Annotated in this window: 17 protein-coding genes; 2 read left to right on the top strand and 15 right to left on the bottom strand. The window is 58.2% G+C overall.

Annotation, left to right across the window (positions count from 1 at the left end; all coding sequences use genetic code 11):
- The 12 genes from holB to yceD all read right to left on the bottom strand — a co-directional run bounded on the left by holB (window position 1) and on the right by yceD (window position 9,700).
- Window positions 1-990, bottom strand: coding sequence for a DNA polymerase III subunit delta' (gene holB, locus F3I21_RS03435; protein WP_150058321.1), 990 nt, complete (start codon window positions 988-990; stop codon window positions 1-3).
- Window positions 987-1,622, bottom strand: coding sequence for a dTMP kinase (gene tmk, locus F3I21_RS03440; RefSeq protein WP_150058323.1), 636 nt, complete (start codon window positions 1,620-1,622; stop codon window positions 987-989). The genes holB and tmk overlap by 4 nt, the downstream gene beginning before the upstream one ends.
- On the bottom strand, window positions 1,612-2,631 hold the full coding sequence (mltG, locus tag F3I21_RS03445; protein ID WP_150058325.1) for an endolytic transglycosylase MltG: 1,020 nt from the start codon (window positions 2,629-2,631) through the stop codon (window positions 1,612-1,614). Before mltG ends, tmk begins: the two co-directional genes overlap by 11 nt.
- Window positions 2,628-3,437 carry an aminodeoxychorismate lyase gene (gene pabC / locus F3I21_RS03450; RefSeq protein ID WP_150058327.1) on the bottom strand — a complete coding sequence of 270 codons (810 nt, stop codon included), beginning with the start codon at window positions 3,435-3,437 and terminating at the stop codon, window positions 2,628-2,630. The genes mltG and pabC overlap by 4 nt, the downstream gene beginning before the upstream one ends.
- A gap of 123 nt (window positions 3,438-3,560) precedes the next feature.
- Window positions 3,561-4,802 carry a beta-ketoacyl-ACP synthase II gene (gene fabF, locus F3I21_RS03455; protein ID WP_058759473.1) on the bottom strand — a complete coding sequence of 414 codons (1,242 nt, stop codon included), beginning with the start codon at window positions 4,800-4,802 and terminating at the stop codon, window positions 3,561-3,563.
- Window positions 4,803-4,887: 85 nt separating this feature from the next.
- Window positions 4,888-5,124, bottom strand: a complete 237-nt coding sequence (gene acpP / locus F3I21_RS03460; protein ID WP_010617251.1) for an acyl carrier protein — start codon at window positions 5,122-5,124, stop codon at window positions 4,888-4,890.
- A 153-nt stretch (window positions 5,125-5,277) separates the two neighbouring features.
- Window positions 5,278-6,012, bottom strand: a complete 735-nt coding sequence (gene fabG / locus F3I21_RS03465; RefSeq protein ID WP_021506405.1) for a 3-oxoacyl-ACP reductase FabG — start codon at window positions 6,010-6,012, stop codon at window positions 5,278-5,280.
- A 10-nt stretch (window positions 6,013-6,022) separates the two neighbouring features.
- A complete protein-coding gene (gene fabD / locus F3I21_RS03470) occupies window positions 6,023-6,955 on the bottom strand; it encodes an ACP S-malonyltransferase (protein ID WP_058759472.1) in 933 nt (310 codons plus the stop codon).
- Between the two features lie 16 nt (window positions 6,956-6,971).
- Window positions 6,972-7,925, bottom strand: coding sequence for a beta-ketoacyl-ACP synthase III (locus F3I21_RS03475; protein ID WP_021506407.1), 954 nt, complete (start codon window positions 7,923-7,925; stop codon window positions 6,972-6,974).
- The gene (plsX, locus tag F3I21_RS03480; protein ID WP_058759470.1) at window positions 7,926-8,966 is read right to left on the bottom strand and encodes a phosphate acyltransferase PlsX; all 1,041 of its coding nucleotides are present in this window, start codon (window positions 8,964-8,966) and stop codon (window positions 7,926-7,928) included. It abuts the gene before it with no gap.
- Between the two features lie 27 nt (window positions 8,967-8,993).
- Window positions 8,994-9,164, bottom strand: coding sequence for a 50S ribosomal protein L32 (gene rpmF, locus F3I21_RS03485; RefSeq protein WP_016192161.1), 171 nt, complete (start codon window positions 9,162-9,164; stop codon window positions 8,994-8,996).
- Between the two features lie 14 nt (window positions 9,165-9,178).
- Window positions 9,179-9,700, bottom strand: coding sequence for a 23S rRNA accumulation protein YceD (yceD, locus tag F3I21_RS03490; RefSeq protein ID WP_058759469.1), 522 nt, complete (start codon window positions 9,698-9,700; stop codon window positions 9,179-9,181).
- Window positions 9,701-9,843: 143 nt separating this feature from the next.
- Here yceD and F3I21_RS03495 point away from each other — a divergent pair, with 143 nt between their 5' ends.
- Window positions 9,844-10,425, top strand: a complete 582-nt coding sequence (locus F3I21_RS03495) for a nucleoside triphosphate pyrophosphatase (RefSeq protein WP_190286076.1) — start codon at window positions 9,844-9,846, stop codon at window positions 10,423-10,425.
- A 10-nt stretch (window positions 10,426-10,435) separates the two neighbouring features.
- On the opposite strand, the gene rluC is transcribed toward F3I21_RS03495, so the two are convergent.
- Window positions 10,436-11,395 (bottom strand): 23S rRNA pseudouridine(955/2504/2580) synthase RluC, encoded by a 960-nt coding sequence (rluC, locus tag F3I21_RS03500; protein ID WP_021506411.1) that lies wholly within the window; start codon window positions 11,393-11,395, stop codon window positions 10,436-10,438.
- A 573-nt stretch (window positions 11,396-11,968) separates the two neighbouring features.
- On the opposite strand from rluC, the gene rne reads away from it, so the two are divergent.
- Window positions 11,969-15,247, top strand: a complete 3,279-nt coding sequence (gene rne / locus F3I21_RS03505; RefSeq protein ID WP_150058328.1) for a ribonuclease E — start codon at window positions 11,969-11,971, stop codon at window positions 15,245-15,247.
- 181 nt (window positions 15,248-15,428) lie between these two features.
- On the opposite strand, the gene flgL is transcribed toward rne, so the two are convergent.
- Complete coding sequence (gene flgL / locus F3I21_RS03510) at window positions 15,429-16,394, bottom strand: flagellar hook-associated protein FlgL (protein WP_031279278.1); 966 nt, start codon at window positions 16,392-16,394, stop codon at window positions 15,429-15,431.
- A 17-nt stretch (window positions 16,395-16,411) separates the two neighbouring features.
- Window positions 16,412-18,055: a flagellar hook-associated protein FlgK gene (gene flgK / locus F3I21_RS03515; RefSeq protein WP_150058329.1), complete on the bottom strand. Its 1,644-nt coding sequence runs from the start codon at window positions 18,053-18,055 to the stop codon at window positions 16,412-16,414.

Below are 18,055 nucleotides of genomic sequence, written 5' to 3' on the forward strand. Positions count from 1 at the left end.
TTAGCCGACCGTAACGGGAGACAGCAAACGTCCCCAGGCAAGCAGACCGTCGGTCAGAATCAGTTCACGATTAAGCGCCGCCACGTGCAGCAGCTGCTCGCGACACTGCAGCCACTGCTGCACGCTCGCATTCAGCGCGCTGCTGCTGAACTGCTGCGCCAGCTGCGTCACCACGTCCGGGCGATCGCCATTACTCAGCCAGTTGCTGGCGCCCTGCTGCACTTTCATCGCATCCACCAGCAGCGAAAGCAGCCAGCCGAGGCGAACCGCCACATCGTCGCTGTTGAGCGCCGGCAACAGCTGCAGAATATCGCCGCTCAGTGCGCTGTTCAGGCTGTCGCACAGCGTTTGCCGTGCCTGCCAGCGGTCCGGCTGTAACAAGGCCAGCGCCGCAGCAGGTGCACCGTTGCTCAGACGCAGCGCCGCGCGCAATATCGCTTCCGGCTGCGGCTGCTGTTTCTGCAGCCATTGCAGGCTGTGCGTCTCTTCCGGCGGCGACAGATGCCACGTCATACAGCGGCTGCGCAACGTGGCCAGCAGTCGCGACGGCTCGCGCACGCTGAGGAAAAACCAGCAGTTAGCGGGCGGCTCTTCCAGCGTTTTCAGTAGCGCGTTGGCGGCGGCTTCGGTCAGTTGCGTCGCATCCGGCAGCCAGACAATTTTCGCGCCACCCTGCTGGGCAAAATGGTACAGCTTCTCACTGACGTCGCGAACCGCATCAATGCCGAGCGAGGCTTTTCCCTTTTCCGCTTCCAGCCGATACCAGTCCGGATGGGTGTGCGCCTGCATCAGCTGGCAGCCGTGACACTGGCCGCAGCTTTTCAGTCCCTGCGGCTGCTGACACATCAGCCAGCGGCTGACGCCCCATACCAGCGCATCGTCGCCCATGCCGTCGATGGCCTGAATCAGCAGCGCATGATGTGCCTGTCCACTCTGATGGCGGGCAATGATCTGTCGGTACGGCTGGTTCAGCCACGGATACCAGTTCATGCCGCCTGACCTGCCAGCCACTGACGCAGCACGGCTTTAAGTGACGCTGTCACACCTGCAATTGGCTGTGTCGCATCGATGGTTTTGATAGTCGGATCGGCAGCGGCCAGCGCCTGATAGCGTTCGCGTGTGCGGGTAAAAAAGTTCAGCGACTCCTGCTCAATACGATCCAGTTCGCCGCGCGCCCGGGCACGTTGCAGGCCAATCTCCGGCGTGACGTCGAGATAGAGCGTCAGGTCGGGACGAAAATCGCCCAGCACCGCATCGCGCAGCGTGGTCATCAGCTGGGCGTCGAGCCCGCGACCACCGCCCTGATACGCCTGCGACGAAAGATCGTGACGGTCGCCCACCACCCAGGCACCGCGTGCCAGCGCCGGTTTGATGACGTTTTCTACCAGCTGCACCCGCGCCGCATACAGCATCAGCAGCTCGGCTTTATCACTCACCTGTTCGCCATCAATGCCCTGTTTTACCAGCACGCGCAGCTGTTCGGCCAAAGGCGTGCCGCCTGGCTCACGGGTAAAGACCACGTCTTCAATGCCCTGCTCATGCAGGACCGCAACCACCGCCTCACGCGCAGTGGTTTTGCCCGCGCCTTCCAGCCCTTCGATGACGATAAACTTACTTTTCATTTTTTTCCTTCATCGCCAGCCGGTAAACCTGCACGGCTTTATTATGACTGGCCAGATTGGTGGTAAAGGTGTGACCGCCTTTGCCATCCGCGACGAAATAGAGGTAATTGGTCTTCTCCGGATGGGCCGCCGCTTCCAGCGAGGCGCGCCCAGGCATGGCAATCGGTCCCGGCGGCAGGCCGCTGATGGTATAGGTATTGTACGCGGTCGGGGTCTCAAGATCCTTGCGCGTCAGCGTACCGGTATAACTGTCGCCCATGCCGTAGATCACCGTGGGATCGGTCTGCAGTTTCATACCGGTGCGCAGGCGATTGATGAATACCGAGGCAACGCGCGCGCGCTCTTCGCTGACGCCGGTCTCTTTTTCGATAATCGACGCCATGGTAACCATCTGCTGCGGCGTTTTATACGGCAGACTGGCCATCCGCCCCTGCCAGATCTCATCCACCAGCTTGTTCATGCGCGCGTGCGCCCGCTCCAGCAGTGCCACATCGCTGGTGTTGGCAGTATACAGATAGGTATCCGGATAGAAACCGCCTTCCAGCTGGCTGACATCAAGCTTAAGCGCGGCCGCAACACTGGCAAATTCATCATCCGGCAGCGTGTGTTTAAGGTATGGCGCTTTACGCAGCTCAGCCAGCCACTCTTTCAGCCGCGAACCCTCGACAAAGCGCAGCGGAAATTGCGCCTCTTTGCCGCTGGCCAGCAGTTGCAGTAGCTGGCGCACCGTCATGCCGGTCTCAAGGCGATACGTCCCGGCTTTGAAGTTAGCCAGATCGGGCTCCAGCTTCAGCAACGGGCCAAACCAGATGTTTTGCGGAATGATGTGCTGGCTCTCCAGCTGCGCTTCCAGCACCACGCGACCGCTGCCGGCCGGCAGGGTATACAGGGTTTCCTGGTGAATGGTTAATGGCGTCGCGGCAAAGCGTTTAATCTGCCAGTAGCTAAATGCGGCAGCCAGGCCAGCGATGACTACGGCGCCGGCAACTATTTTTTTCATTCGGGTCATGATGCTTCCATCGTCTGGCAACTGGCGAGCAGTTGCTGGTACAGCGTGCGTGCGGAAAAGGTGACGTCGTCAATTTGCCGCACGGGTAATACTGGCATCAGCGCGTTACAGATTACCACTTCATCGGCGCTTAACACTGCCGACCGGCTGGCCTCCACCTGCTGGCAGTCGTAACCGGCCTGTGCCAGCTGCGCCAGCAGATAACGACGCATGATGCCATCAACGCCGGCCTGCGCGAGGCGCGGCGTGAAAATGGCCTCACCGCTGCGCCAGAATAAATTGGCCGCACAGCATTCCACTACCGTCCCGGCGGTGTCAAGCACCAGCGCTTCGTCAGCGTCGCACGCGTCCAGCTGCTGGCGAATCAGCACCTGCTCCAGCCGGTTAAGATGTTTGATGCCGGCCAGCAGCGGGTTCTGCGCCAGCCGCACCGGGCTGGTCACCAGCCGCGCGCCCTGCTGCAGCGTGGCGTAGTGCTGTGGCCAGGGTGCGAGCGCGATGATACGCGTGGGTTGCGTGCAGCCGGCGCGACTGTAGCCGCGTCCGCCCGCGCCGGGCGTCAGGATCACTTTGAGCACTGCTTCGCGCTGGCCCGCCGCAGCGCGACGCATCTCTTCCGCCAGTAAGGCGCGGTCCGGCGCGGCCATCAGCAAACGCTGGCAGCCGTCATGCAGACGCTGCAGATGCGCCTCCAGCAGCTGGATACGGCCCTCTCTGACTGCTGCGGTGGTAAAACAGCCGTCACCGAACTGCACCGCGCGGTCGCGGGCAGAAAGGGTGTCCTGTGCCACTCCGTTAATCCACATGCGCTTCTCCTCTGCCGCTGGCGTCAGCGTTGAATAGCACTGTGGCGCGTAACATTCCACGCCACTGCGTGACAAAATATAAAAAAGGCCCGCATTGCGGGCCTCTGTTCGGCTGGATAGCGCTTATACCTTGCGGAAGATCAGCGAGCCGTTGGTGCCGCCGAATCCAAAGGAGTTACACAGCGTGTACTCCAGTCCGCTGACCTGGCGCGCCGTGTGCGGCACGAAGTCCAGATCACAACCTTCGTCAGGATTGTCGAGGTTGATGGTTGGCGGAACCGCCTGGTCGCGCAGCGCCAGAATCGAGTAAATCGCTTCTACCGCGCCCGCCGCACCCAGCAGGTGACCGGTCATCGACTTGGTCGAGCTGACCATCACACTGTGCGCTGACGCACCAAACACTGACTTCACCGCCTGCGCTTCTGCTTTGTCACCGGCCGGCGTTGAGGTGCCGTGCGCGTTAACATAGCCAATTTGCGCCGGATCCAGCTGCGCGTCACGCAGCGCGTTGACCATCGCTGCGGCTGCACCTGAACCGTCTTCCGGTGGTGATGTCATGTGGTAAGCGTCGCTGCTCATGCCGAAACCAACGATTTCCGCATAAATCTTCGCACCGCGTTTTTTCGCGTGTTCGTACTCTTCCAGCACCACGATACCGGCACCGTCACCCAGCACGAAACCGTCACGATCTTTATCCCACGGACGGCTCGCCGCCTGCGGATTGTCGTTACGGGTAGAGAGCGCACGCGCCGCACCGAAACCGCCCACGCCCAGTGGCGTACTGGCTTTCTCAGCACCGCCGGCCAGCATCACATCTGCGTCGTTATACGCGATGATGCGCGCCGCATGACCAATATTGTGCACGCCGGAAGTACAGGCGGTCGCAATCGAGATGCTCGGACCTTTCAGGCCGTACATGATGGTCAGGTGGCCAGCGACCATGTTAACGATGGTTGAAGGCACGAAGAATGGACTGATTTTGCGCGGACCGCCATTGACCAGCGAGGTATGGTTATCTTCGATCAAACCCAGACCGCCGATGCCGGAACCGATAGCCGCACCGATACGTCCGGCATTCTCATCAGTTACGACCAGACCGGAGTCCGCCATAGCCTGAATACCGGCCACAACGCCGTACTGGATGAAATCATCCATCTTGCGTTGATCTTTGCGCGAGATGTATTCATCGCAATTAAAATCTTTGACCAGACCCGCAAAACGCGTTGCGTAGGCACTGGTATCAAAATGGTCGATCAGGTTAATGCCGCTCTGACCGGCAAGGAGAGCACGCCAGGTAGACTCTACGGTATTGCCGACAGGAGACAACATGCCAAGACCGGTCACAACTACACGACGCTTAGACACGTTCGTCCTCCAGGGAGGGAAATAATGACGCTATGTGGGGCAAACATAAAACTCAGGCGGTCGAATGACCGCCTGAAGATATTCATTAACCTTTATGGTTATTGATATAGTCGATCGCTGCCTGAACGGTAGTGATTTTCTCAGCTTCTTCGTCTGGAATTTCAGTATCAAACTCTTCTTCCAGAGCCATTACCAGCTCAACGGTGTCAAGAGAATCTGCACCCAGGTCTTCAACGAAAGAAGCGCCGTTAACCACTTCGTCTTCTTTAACGCCCAGCTGCTCAGCTACGATTTTCTTAACGCGTTGTTCGATATCGCTCATACTATTTAATTTCCTATCAAAACTCGCTTTCGCGATGGTTTTCGTAGTGTATAAAATGTTGAAAAAGATGCAACAAAATCCCGGCTGGTCGAACCACGATTTTGCGTTATTCTGCGGTGTTTACCGCAGATAATGCAAATGATTTCGTGATTATCAGACCATGTACATTCCGCCATTGACGTGCAGCGTCTCACCCGTGATGTAGGCGGCTTCGTCAGAGGCTAAGAATGCAACAGCATTGGCAATCTCCTGCGGGTCGCCTAAACGACCTGCCGGCACTTCTGCCAGAATGCCCGAGCGCTGATCTTCGTTCAGTGCACGCGTCATGTCCGTCTCAATAAAGCCCGGAGCCACGACGTTTACGGTAATGCCACGTGACGCAACTTCTCGCGCCAGTGATTTGCTAAAGCCAATCAAACCTGCTTTTGCTGCCGCATAGTTTGCCTGACCCGCGTTACCCATGGTTCCAACTACCGAACCGATGGTAATGATACGGCCCACGCGCTTTTTCATCATGGCACGCATGACCGCCTTCGACAGGCGGAACACCGATGTCAGGTTGGTATCGAGGATATCCGCCCACTCATCGTCTTTCATGCGCATCAGCAGATTGTCACGCGTAATGCCTGCATTATTGACCAAAATGTCAACTTCGCCAAATTCGGCGCGAACTTTCTCGAGCACGCTCTCAATAGAGGCCGCATCGGTCACGTTCAGCAGCAGACCTTTGCCCTTGTCGCCGAGGTAAGCACTGATGGCTTCCGCGCCGCTTTCGCTGGTGGCAGTACCCACCACTTTTGCACCGCGTGCCGCCAGCGTTTCCGCGATGGCACGTCCGATACCGCGGCTGGCGCCGGTCACCAGCGCTACTTTACCTTCAAAGCTCATGATTTTCCTCTTATTCCTGGCCAAGCGCCGCAGCCAGTGACGACGGATCGTTCACCGCTGCAGCCGTCAGGCTGTCCACAATTCGTTTGGTCAGGCCGGTCAGCACTTTACCCGGACCGATTTCCAGCAGTTCAGTCACGCCCTGTGCAGCAATAAATTCAACCGCCTCAGTCCAGCGCACCGGGCTGTACAGCTGACGCACCAGCGCGCTGCGAATCGCCGCGGCGTCGCTTTCGCACTTAACGTCAACGTTATTGACCACCGGTACCGACGGCGCATTGAAGGTCACGCTTTCCAGCGCCACCGCCAGCTTATCCGCCGCAGGTTTCATCAGTGCGCAGTGTGACGGCACGCTGACCGGCAGCGGCAGCGCGCGCTTGGCGCCGGCCGCTTTACAGGCGGCACCGGCACGTTCAACCGCTTCTTTATTGCCGGCGATAACCACCTGACCCGGCGAGTTGAAGTTGACCGGCGAAACCACCTGGCCCTGCGCGCTCTCTTCACAGGCTTTGCGAATTGCCGCGTCGTCGAGACCGATAATCGCCTGCATGGCGCCCGTACCTTCCGGCACCGCTTCCTGCATCAGTTTACCGCGCAGTTCAACCAGCTTGATGGCGTCAGCAAAATTCAGTACGCCCGCACACACCAGCGCAGAGTATTCACCGAGGCTGTGTCCGGCCATCAGCGCGGGCTGGGCGCCATTTTTGCTCTGCCAGACGCGATAAATCGCGACCGAGGCTGCCAGCAGCGCCGGCTGGGTCTGCCAGGTTTTATTCAGCTCTTCAGCCGGACCCTGCTGGACCAGCTGCCATAAGTCGTAACCCAGCGCGTCAGAAGCTTCACGGAAAGTGGCTTCAACCTGTGGATTTTCCGCTGCCAGATCGGCCAGCATGCCGACGGTCTGCGATCCCTGTCCCGGGAAAACAAAAGCAATTTGCGTCATCTTGCGTTCCTGTCAATCAAAAGCGAACCAGCGCCGAGCCCCAGGTGAAACCGCCACCAAAGGCCTCGAGCAAAATCAGGTGTCCGGGCTTGATGCGGCCATCACGTACCGCTTCGTCCAGCGCGCTTGGCACCGACGCTGCCGAGGTGTTGCCGTGTCGATCCAGCGTCACCACCACTTTATCCATGCCCATGCCGAGCTTTTTGGCGGTGGCGCTGATGATGCGCAGGTTAGCCTGATGCGGCACCAGCCAGTCAAGCTGTTCACGATCGAGATTATTCGCCTGCAGCGTTTCATCGACGATATGCGCCAGCTCAGTGACCGCGACCTTAAACACTTCGTTGCCGGCCATGGTGAGGTAAGCCGGCTCATCCTGATGCGCGCGATCCTGGTACGGCAGCGTCAGCAGCTTACCGTAGCGGCCATCGGCATGCAGATGCGTGGAGAGGATGCCCGCTTCTTCGCTTGCGCCGAGCACCACGGCACCCGCGCCATCACCAAACAGAATGATGGTGCCGCGATCGTCAGGATCGAGGGTGCGAGCCAGCACATCCGCGCCGATCACCAGCGCGTGCTTCACCGCACCGTTTTTGATGTATTGATCGGCCACGCTCAGTGCATAGGTAAAACCGGCACAGGCGGCGGCGAGATCGAAGGCGGCGCAGTCGTTGATTTCCAGCATCTGCTGAATCATGCACGCTGAGCTCGGGAAGGCGTGGCTGGACGAGGTGGTTGCCACGATGATCAGGCCAACGTCGCTGGCTGCCACGCCCGCCATCTCCAGCGCACGCTGGGCAGCGGTGAAGCCCATGCTGGCTACCGTTTCATCCGGTGCCGCAATGCGACGTTCACGAATACCGGTCCGGGTGACAATCCACTCGTCCGAAGTCTCCACCATTTTTTCCAGATCCGCGTTGCTGCGAACCTGCTCAGGCAAATAGCTGCCCGTACCGATAATTTTGGTAAACATCTACGCTTTGTCACTCCTGGCTAATACAGCGTCAAGGCGCGCGGCAATTCTCTCGGGAACTTGCTTGCGCACCGCCTGCTCTGCCTGTTCTATCGCCACGGCAAACGCGCGTTGATTCGCCGCGCCGTGGCTCTTGATCACTGTCCCGCGCAATCCTAACAGACAAGCGCCATTGTACTGGTCGGGGTTGAGATGACCGAAACGTTTAGCCAGACGCTTTTGGATCCAGCGTCCCAGCCATTTCAGCCACCAGGCCCGTTTTTTTCCTTCACCTGACGATTTGAGCAGAGAAAGAAACATTCTTACCACGCCTTCCATGGTCTTCAACGTGACATTACCCACGAAGCCATCACAGACCAGCACATCCGTCTTGCCGGTGAGGAGATCGTTCCCCTCAAGGTAACCAATATAGTTGATCTGCGGCGAGGCCCGCAGCACCGCCGATGCGGCGCGAATCGTCTCCAGCCCCTTCGTCTCTTCCTGACCAATGTTGAGCAGCGCGACGCGCGGCTGGCTGATTTCCAGCACTTCTTCCGCCATCACCGCACCCATCACTGCAAACTGCACCAGCATTTCACTGTCGGAATCGACGTTAGCGCCCAGATCCAGCACCACCGTCTTGCCGTGCTGCTGATGCGGCAGCACGGTCATCAAGGCCGGACGCTCAATGCCATCCAGCGGCTTCAGTAATAATTTTGCCAGGCCCATCAGCGCACCGGTATTGCCGGCACTGACGCACGCCTGCGCTTTCCCCTCTTTCACCAGCTCTAACGCCACGCGCATGGAGCTGCCGCGGCTGTTACGAATAGCCTGCGAGGGTTTGGCATCACTTGCAATAACCGATTCGGCAGGGATTACCTGCACACGCCCCAGTAACGAGGAATCCGCTTTGGCAAGAAATGACGAGATGATGTCGGGATCGCCGACCAGAAGAAGAACCAGCTGCGAATGAGAGGCCAGTGCCTGCAAGGCTGCAGGCACTGTCACGCAGGGACCGAAGTCCCCGCCCATGGCATCAACTGCCAGGGTCAAACGTGTCAAGGTATCGCCTTGCGTAACCGCAAAGAATTACTTGGTGATAACCTTGCGACCGCGGTAGTAACCATCCGCAGTGATATGGTGACGCAGATGAGTTTCACCAGAAACTTTATCTACTGACAGAGTGGTAGTGGTCAGCGCATCGTGCGAACGACGCATACCACGCTTAGAACGGGTTGGTTTATTCTGTTGTACGGCCATGGACCTTACTCCTATTACTTACGCTTTAAACTGGCTAATACGGCAAATGGGTTTGGTTTTTCCGCCTCTTCAGGCAGCTGGCCAAAGACCATGTCCGCGTCGGACACTTCACAGTGTTCAGAATCATGCACCGGAACGACCGGCAGCGCGAGGATGAGTTCATCTTCGATCACCGCCAGCAGGTCGATTTCACCGAAATCGTTGACATCGACCGGCTCGTAGGCTTCCGGCAGTGCCTCGGCCTGCTCATCAGAAGAGACAGGACTGAAGCAATAGCTTACGTGCACAGCATGCGGGAACGGTTGGTTGCAGCGTTGACATAACAACGTTACCTGCACATCGGCTGTTCCTTGCAGAACCGCGAGGCGCTGGTTGTCAACCGCAAACGACATGGCACATTCCACATCACTGTCCACACTCACGACCGTTTCGGCCAGGCGCGCCACCAATTCAGGTGCGTAAACACCGTGATAATCCAGGCGTTTTTGCGCGGCGCGGACCGGATCGAGCGTCAGGGGTAATTTTACCTTTTGCATAGGGCGCGCATATTAACTTTGTAACGTCATAGAGTCAAAGAAAAAGGCCGGTTTACAGCATCTTTCACCCGTTAGTCGCATCCAGTGCGGCGCATAGTTTAAAATGCCTGTCATCTTTACGCTATCACTTCTGCAAAAAAATGATGACACCGCTGGTTTTAGCCTCAACCTCTCCGTTCCGTCAGGCGCTGCTGCGCAAGCTCGGCCTGCCGTTTATCACTGCCGCCCCTGAAAGCGATGAAACGCCGCTGCCAGGAGAAGCCGCGCCGCAGCTGGTGCAGCGGCTGGCCATTGCCAAAGCGCAGGCGCTGGCCGCGCGCTATCCTGCGCACTGGATCATTGGGTCCGATCAGGTCTGTGTACTGGACGGACAAATCGCCGGCAAGCCGCATACTGCAGAGAACGCCTGCCAGCAGCTGGCGCTGGCGAGCGGTAAAGCCATTACCTTTTATACCGGCCTGGCGCTGATTCACCCCGCCAGCGCGCAGCAGCATGTGCTGTGTGAACCCTTTACCGTGCATTTTCGGCAACTGAGCGCGGCAGAGATCGCGCGCTACGTCGAGCTGGAGCAGCCGCTGCAGTGCGCCGGCAGTTTCAAAAGTGAGGGACTGGGGATTTGTCTGTTCGAACGGCTGGAGGGGCGCGATCCCAATAGCCTGATTGGCTTACCGCTGATCGCGCTGAATGGCCTGCTAAGGCAGGCGGGCATCAACCCGCTGGGCTGATGCCACGCTGTCAGGCTTTTTTCTGCTGGCGCAGCTGGGACAGGCAGTGCTTCAGTGCCTTATCCAGCGGCGCTTCCATACGCAGGCTTTCGCCGGTGTTGGGATGGGTAAACGTCAGCGCGGCAGCATGCAGGAACAGCCGCGCCAGACCGGTTGGTGCCAGCTGGCGATCGAATTCGCGATCGCCATAGCGATCGTCAAAGGCAATCGGGTGCCCGCCATGCAGGGTATGCACGCGAATCTGATGCGTACGTCCGGTCACCGGACTGGCTTTAACTAATGTCGCCAGGCCAAAACGTTCTTCAACTTTAAAACGTGTTTCTGACGGCTTGCCCTCGGCGCTGACCCGCACCACGCGCTCGCCGCTTTGCAGAATGTTTTTCAGCAGCGGTGCCTGCACCACTTTCAGATGCGATGGCCAGTCGCCGCGCACCAGCGCCAGATAATCCTTCTGCATACCCTTCTCACGCAGCTGCTCGTGCAGCGAACGCAGCGCCGAGCGCTTCTTCGCTACCAGCAAAATGCCGGACGTGTCACGATCGAGACGGTGCACCAGTTCAAGGAAACGCGCCTCCGGGCGCAGCGCGCGCAGCCCTTCAATCACGCCGAAGCTCAGCCCGCTGCCGCCGTGCACCGCGGTGCCGGACGGTTTGTTGAGCACCAGCAGATAATCGTCTTCATACAGAATGCATGACTCCAGCGCCGCCACTTTATCCAGTTTGGGCGACACCGCCTGCTCTTCACGCTCGGCCACGCGCACCGGCGGCACGCGCACTTCGTCGCCGTCTTCCAGCTTATATTCAGGTTTTACGCGCTTCTTATTCACCCGCACCTCGCCTTTACGCAGAATGCGGTAAATCATGCTTTTCGGTACCCCTTTCAGCTGGGTGCGCAAAAAGTTATCAATGCGTTGACCGGCATTTTCAGCCGTGATGGCGACAAACTGTACGCCGGGATTCTCTGTTTTCATGGCGGCGATTCTAAATAGTGTCCCCGGATAGCGCCACCCCTTTTTCTGTGCTTAACTCTGACTTTATCGCCGCGTTACGCGGCCAGAATGCTGGCTTTTTCAACGATGCGATGATTACCTCTGCAAATGAACAGGTTAAGGATGAACAAACTTCACAGCTCGGTAAAAGTCGCCTTGCTATAAGTTGCTAAGCAATGGAATAATGCAGAGGTTTCTGTCCTGGAAAGAGTCAGGCAGGAAAAAGAGCGAAATTAAGGTATTTTGCCGGATGAAACGGACACGCAGCAATGGCGTAAGACGTGATGTTTGATTAGGCACTTAGCGGGCTGCGGGTTGCGGCCTGGACGACAGACTGGGATGTGTGGATTTTTGAATACTCTGTAGCACTTCCACCTTCAGGCGCTGGTTTTCCTTATGAAAAACAGGCCACCGACAAGATTTGCGCCCCTTTAGCCGCCGACAACCGTGAGGTTGACGTCAGTGCATGCAGACACGGGGCCATCGGTTGATTCTCGTCCAGGGTAACGATGCCCGCAGCTTTATCACTCATGTGAGAATAACGAGTAAGTCACGATGAAAAGAATGTTAATCAACGCAACTCAGCAGGAGGAGTTGCGCGTTGCCCTTGTTGACGGACAACGTCTGTACGATCTGGATATCGAAAGCCCCGGACACGAGCAGAAAAAAGCCAACATCTACAAAGGTAAAATCACCCGTATTGAACCCAGCCTCGAAGCTGCGTTTGTTGATTACGGTGCCGAGCGTCACGGTTTCCTCCCTCTGAAAGAAATTTCCCGCGAATACTTCCCTGCTAATTACAACGCGCATGGCCGTCCGAACATCAAAGATGTGCTGCGTGAAGGCCAGGAAGTGATCGTACAAATCGATAAAGAGGAGCGCGGTAATAAAGGGGCAGCACTGACCACCTTTATTTCGCTGGCCGGTAGCTATCTGGTGCTGATGCCCAACAACCCGCGCGCTGGCGGCATTTCCCGCCGTATCGAAGGTGATGACCGTACCGAGCTGAAAGAGGCGCTCTCAGCGCTGGAGCTGCCGGACGGCATGGGCCTGATCGTGCGTACCGCTGGCGTCGGCAAATCTGCCGAATCGCTGCAGTGGGACCTCAGCTTCCGTCTGAAGCACTGGGAAGCCATCAAAAAAGCCGCAGACAGCCGCCCGGCACCGTTCCTGATTCATCAGGAAAGTAACGTGATTGTGCGCGCCTTCCGCGACTACCTGCGTCAGGATATCGGTGAAATCCTTATCGATAACCCGAAAGTGCTGGAGCTGGCGCGTCAGCACATCGCCGCGCTCGGTCGTCCTGACTTCAGCAGCAAAATCAAACTGTACACCGGTGAAATTCCGCTGTTCAGCCATTACCAGATCGAATCGCAGATTGAATCGGCGTTCCAGCGCGAAGTGCGCCTGCCGTCCGGCGGTTCTATCGTTATCGACAGCACCGAAGCGCTGACCGCCATTGATATCAACTCCGCCCGCGCTACACGCGGTGGTGATATCGAAGAGACCGCCTTCAACACTAACCTGGAAGCCGCCGACGAGATTGCCCGTCAGCTGCGTCTGCGCGACCTCGGTGGTCTGATTGTTATCGACTTCATCGATATGACGCCTGTGCGCCATCAGCGCGCCGTGGAAAACCGTCTGCGTGAAGCGGTACGTCAGGATCGGGCGCGTATCCAGATCAGCCACATTTCGCGCTTTGGTCTGCTGGAGATGTCGCGTCAGCGCCTCAGCCCGTCACTGGGTGAGTCCAGCCATCACGTCTGCCCGCGCTGTAGCGGCACCGGCACCATTCGTGATAACGAATCGCTGTCGCTGTCGATCCTGCGTCTGATTGAAGAAGAAGCGCTGAAAGACAACACCAAAGAAGTGCACGCCATTGTGCCGGTTCAGGTGGCCTCTTACCTGCTGAACGAAAAACGTGAAGCGGTCAGTGCGATTGAGAAACGTCAGGGCGGCGTGCGTGCCATCATCGTGCCAAACGATCAGATGGAAACGCCGCACTACTCGGTGCTGCGCGTGCGCAAAGGTGAAGAGACGCAGACCCTCTCCTATCACCTGCCGAAACTGCATGAAGCTGAGATGGCGCTGCCTTCGGAAGAAGAGCACGCTGAGCGTCGTCGTCCGGAGCAGCCAGCACTGGCCGCCTTCGTGATGCCGGATGCACCACCGGCTCCGGTTGAAGTGAGCGAAGAGAGCCAGCCGGCAGCGGTTGACGTCAAAACCAAACCGGCGGTCGCAGCACCCGCGACGGTCAGCACCGGTTTTGTTGCGCGCCTGCTGGGTGGCCTGAAAAAACTGTTTGCCGGTGATGCGCCCGCCGCAGCCCCTGCTGAAGAGAAGACCGAAGCGAAAACCGCGGAAGGTGACAGCACCCAGCAGCGTGGTGAGCGTCGTAACAACCGTCGCAACAACAACAATCGCCGCGAGCGCACACCGCGCAACGGTGAGCATGCGCAGAGCCGTGAAGGCCGTGAGCCACGTGAAGCGCGCGAGCCGCGTGAACCCCGTGAGCCTCGTGAAGCTCGCGAGCCACGCGATCAGGATAACCGCCGTAACAAGCGTCAGAATGACGCGCGCGGCGAGCGTCCGGCGCTGACTGAAGAGCAACTGCAGCAGCGTGATGAGCAGCAGCAACAGCGTCGCGAACAGCGTGCTGAGCGCCAGCGTCGTCGTCAGGAAGAGAAGCGTGCGCAGCAGGAACCACAAGTTGCTGAGCAGGTGCCTGTTGTTGATAGCATTGATGACAGCGTTGCGCAGGAAGACGAACGCGTTCAGGTTATGCCGCGTCGCAAACAGCGCCAGCTCAGTCAGCGCGTGCGCGTAGGTGACAACGCTGAGGCGATCCCTGCTGAGCTGCCTGCCGCCGCCGTTACTGAAGCGGTGCAGGAAAACAGCCAGCGCGCCCAGCTGAAAGAGCAAGCCGAAACCGCTCAGGATGAGCAGGATGACAGCGAGAACCGTGACGGAGCCAACATGCCGCGCCGTTCACGTCGCTCACCGCGTCATCTGCGCGTCAGCGGTCAGCGTCGTCGTCGCTATCGTGACGAGCGTTACCCTACGCAGTCTGCGATGCCGCTGGAAACAGCAGCTGCCTCACCAGAGATGGCGTCAGGCAAAGTGTGGATCACTTATCCGGTCACGCAGACTCACGAGCACTTCACTTCTAACCAGGCGCTGAACGAAATGCCAGACTATGGCTATCAGGATGCCGCGCCGGCGGAAGAACTGCCTGTGGCTGTCGAAGCCACAGCCGTGGCACAGCCCGAAACGCCAGCGCCAGAAGTGGTGCATCAGGCTGAACCGCAGACGCACACTGAGGTGCCGGTGGTGAATACTGATGACCTGACGCCAGTGGCGGCACCGGTTGATCACCAGCCAGCAGTGATTTCCGCAGCCGATGAAGCAGTTGCACAGGAAACCGCAGCAGAAGCGCAACCGGCTGTTACGTCTGCCGAAGAGACGCCGCCAGTGGTTAGCGAAGCGGTTAGCGCAGCGGAACAGGCTCCGATCGAGGTGTCACCCGCGATTGAAGCGCAGGTAGAAGAAGTGCTGTCCGCGCCGGTAGCGGCCGAAGAGCCTGTCGCGCCGGTGACCGAACCGCACGCACCGGTTGCCGCCCGTGATACCGGAGTCAGCCATGCTGAGACCCGCTTCAAGCATCACGCTACGGCGCCGATGACCAAAGCACCGGCACCGGCATGGGAACCTGAGCCCGAGCGCCACAGTGACTGGGTTCGTCCGGCCTTCAACTTCGAAGGACGCGGTTCAGCCGGTGGTCACAGCGCCACGCATCAGGCTACCGCACCGGCTACCCGTCCGGAAAGCGCGTAAGTCTCTGCTGTAGAGCACTACCGTCTCCAAACCCCGGCTGGTCCGGGGTTTTTTATTGCCCGCATTCTCCCCTTCCACCTGACTGAACACTCTGAATAAAAGCCAAAAAAAATCCCACGGCCCTCGCAGGCAGTGGGAAAAACTAAGCGTACCCGGTTTAAGTACGCTCAAACAGTCAGGTTTATTTATTCATCTGGAACAGCGACATCTTCGACATATCGCTAAAGGTGGTGTACGACGCCTGCAGCAGCTGCTGCTGCATGGTGTAGGTAGAAATGGCTTCGGTGTAATCGACGTTAACCAGCGTACTCATCTGATCTTTCAGCGTCACCTTGCGGTCGTCACCTTTTGCATCCAGCGTATCCAGTTCGTCCAGCTGGGTACCAATCTCAGAACGCACCGCCAGCACATTGTTCAGCGAGTTGCTGAAGCCACGGTTGGCCTTGTCCATCGCCGCGCTGAAGGTCTGTTTAGTGGCATCGTCAGCGTCATTCTGCGGCACTTTCAGCGCTGCAATGGCGTCATCCAGCATATCGAACAGGTTAGTCTGGCTGGCGCTGCCATCCGGCTCCGGCTTGGCGTTGCTGGTCAGCTGGTCAAAAATCGAATTACCGGTATGGCCCACCGTCATGGTGCGTTCGCTGTCAACTTTCTGGGTGATCGCGTCGCTGCCACCGCTATAGATAATTTTACCGCTGGCATCTTCGGTGAACGGCGGCTTGTCGGACTCATAGCCGGCAAACAGGTAGCGGCCGTTGCCGTCTTTGCTGTTGGCCAGGTTGAGCAACTGCGAGCGAATGCCCTCCAGTTGGGTAGCATAAGACGCGCGGTCATCGTCACTCAGCGAGCCGTTACCGGCGCTGATCAGCGTGGATTGCGCCGACTGAATCGCCGTCGTGACATCACTCAGCGTGCTCTCTTCCAGCGACAGGCCCTGATTCGCGAACGAACGCGCCAGCGCGAACTGGCTGTCGCGCGCCTGCGTCTGCGACAGCACCACGGCGCGCGAAGCGGCGATCGGATCGTCAGACGGATTGGTCACGCGGCGACCGGTTGACAGTTGTTCACCCGCTTTCAGCCAGGAGGATTGCGCGTCAGTGACGCCGCGCACCTGCTGGTCGAAAATCATATTGGTACTGAGTCTCATCGGTCAGGCCTCCCGTATTAACCGCGAATGCTCATCAGAGCATCGAAAATGGTATTGGCGGTTTGCAGTACCTGCGCGTTCGCCATGTAAAATTGCTGATATTTGCTCAGGTTGGCGTACTCTTCGTCGAGGTTTACGCCAGAAACCGACTGCTGACGTTCAGTCAGCTGCGTCACCACGCCCTTCTGGGTGGTGGCGGCGGTTTCGAGGTTTTTGGTTTTGTTGCCGACGGTGCTCACCAGGCTGGCATAACCCTGCGCCAGCGTGGCGTTACCGTTAATCAGTTTGGCATCCTGCAGGTCCAGCAGCTTTTGCGCGTTACGGTTATCGCTGGCGCCACCCGCAGCCGAAGCTGCCGCGATCTGCGATTCACTGGTGATAGCCACTGACATGCCGCTAATCACATCCTGCACCGGTTTGACCAGGAAGCTGTCTTTGGCGTTAGCCGTTCCATTTACCGTTAATGACAGTCCGTCAAAGCTCATGGTGGTATTGCCGGCACCGTCGCTGCCCATGGTCGGCGTCACTTTCACGTTGTCCGAAAGACGCGTCACCGACCAGTTGCTGCCGTCATAGCTGACGCTGTAGTTAGAGGCTTTCATCGCCCCGGTGTCGGTCCAGCTGGCACTGACGGTAGCGGCAGAGGTGTTTTTGCTGTTGGTCACCACTGTCGGGCTACCAATATCGAAGAAGTTGATGCCGGTGTTGCCTTTGCTGTCATAGCCCTGGCTGTGCACCTGGTTGAAGCTGGTGGTGAATGCCGCTGCCAGCTGCCCGAGCTGGTTCTGCGCGTTATCCAGATCCTGGGTACGGAATGCCAGCAGGCCCCCGAGCGAACCGGTGGTCAGCGTTTTTTCCGGGATCTCAACGTTACCGGCCTGCTTATCGACATAGCCCACGGTAATGCGCGACGCATCGCTGCTGGAAGGCATGGCGATCAGCGAGGTGGTTTTGCTGCCGTTGACCAGCGTGGTGTTACCCATCGAGACGATGTAGTTACCGTCCTGCTGCGACACATTCACGCCGACCAGGCCATTCAGGTTATTGACCAGCTGATCGCGCTGATCGAGCAGATCGTTGGGCGCAGAGCCGCCGCCGGTGGTCAGCTTGGCGATCTGCGTGTTGAGATCGGCAATCTGGCTGGAGTAGGTGTTGATCTGCTCGACGCTGGCTTTGATGTCCGTATTGACGCTGTTTTGCATGCTGGTCAGATACTGTGCGGTAGTCTGGAACTGGTTTACCAGTCCCTGCGCATAGCTCAGCATAGACTGACGCGCAGAAGGATCGTCCGCGTTACTCACCACGTTCTGCACGTTAGTGAAAAAGCTCTGAATCGAGTCAGACAGGCTGGTGGTCGACGTCGACAGCAGATCATCAATATTCGAAATCTGGTTGTACTGTGAATTGACCGCGCTGTAGTTGGCGCTGTTACCGCGCAACTGGGCGGTAATAAACTCATCGTATTCACGCTGCACGCCGGTCACGTTGACGCCGTTGCCATAATAGTTGCTGCCCTGCAGCGTACTGTTGGCCTGCGACAGCAAAATCGTCTGGCGCGAATAACCGGCCACGGTGTAATTACTGATGTTGTTACTGGTGGTGCTTAATGCGGCCTGTGCGGCGCTCAGCCCGCTCATCGCGGAGTTAATTATGCTGGACAT

Source organism: Pantoea sp. B_9, from assembly GCF_008632015.1.
GTDB classification, from domain to species: Bacteria; Pseudomonadota; Gammaproteobacteria; order Enterobacterales; family Enterobacteriaceae; genus Pantoea; species Pantoea dispersa.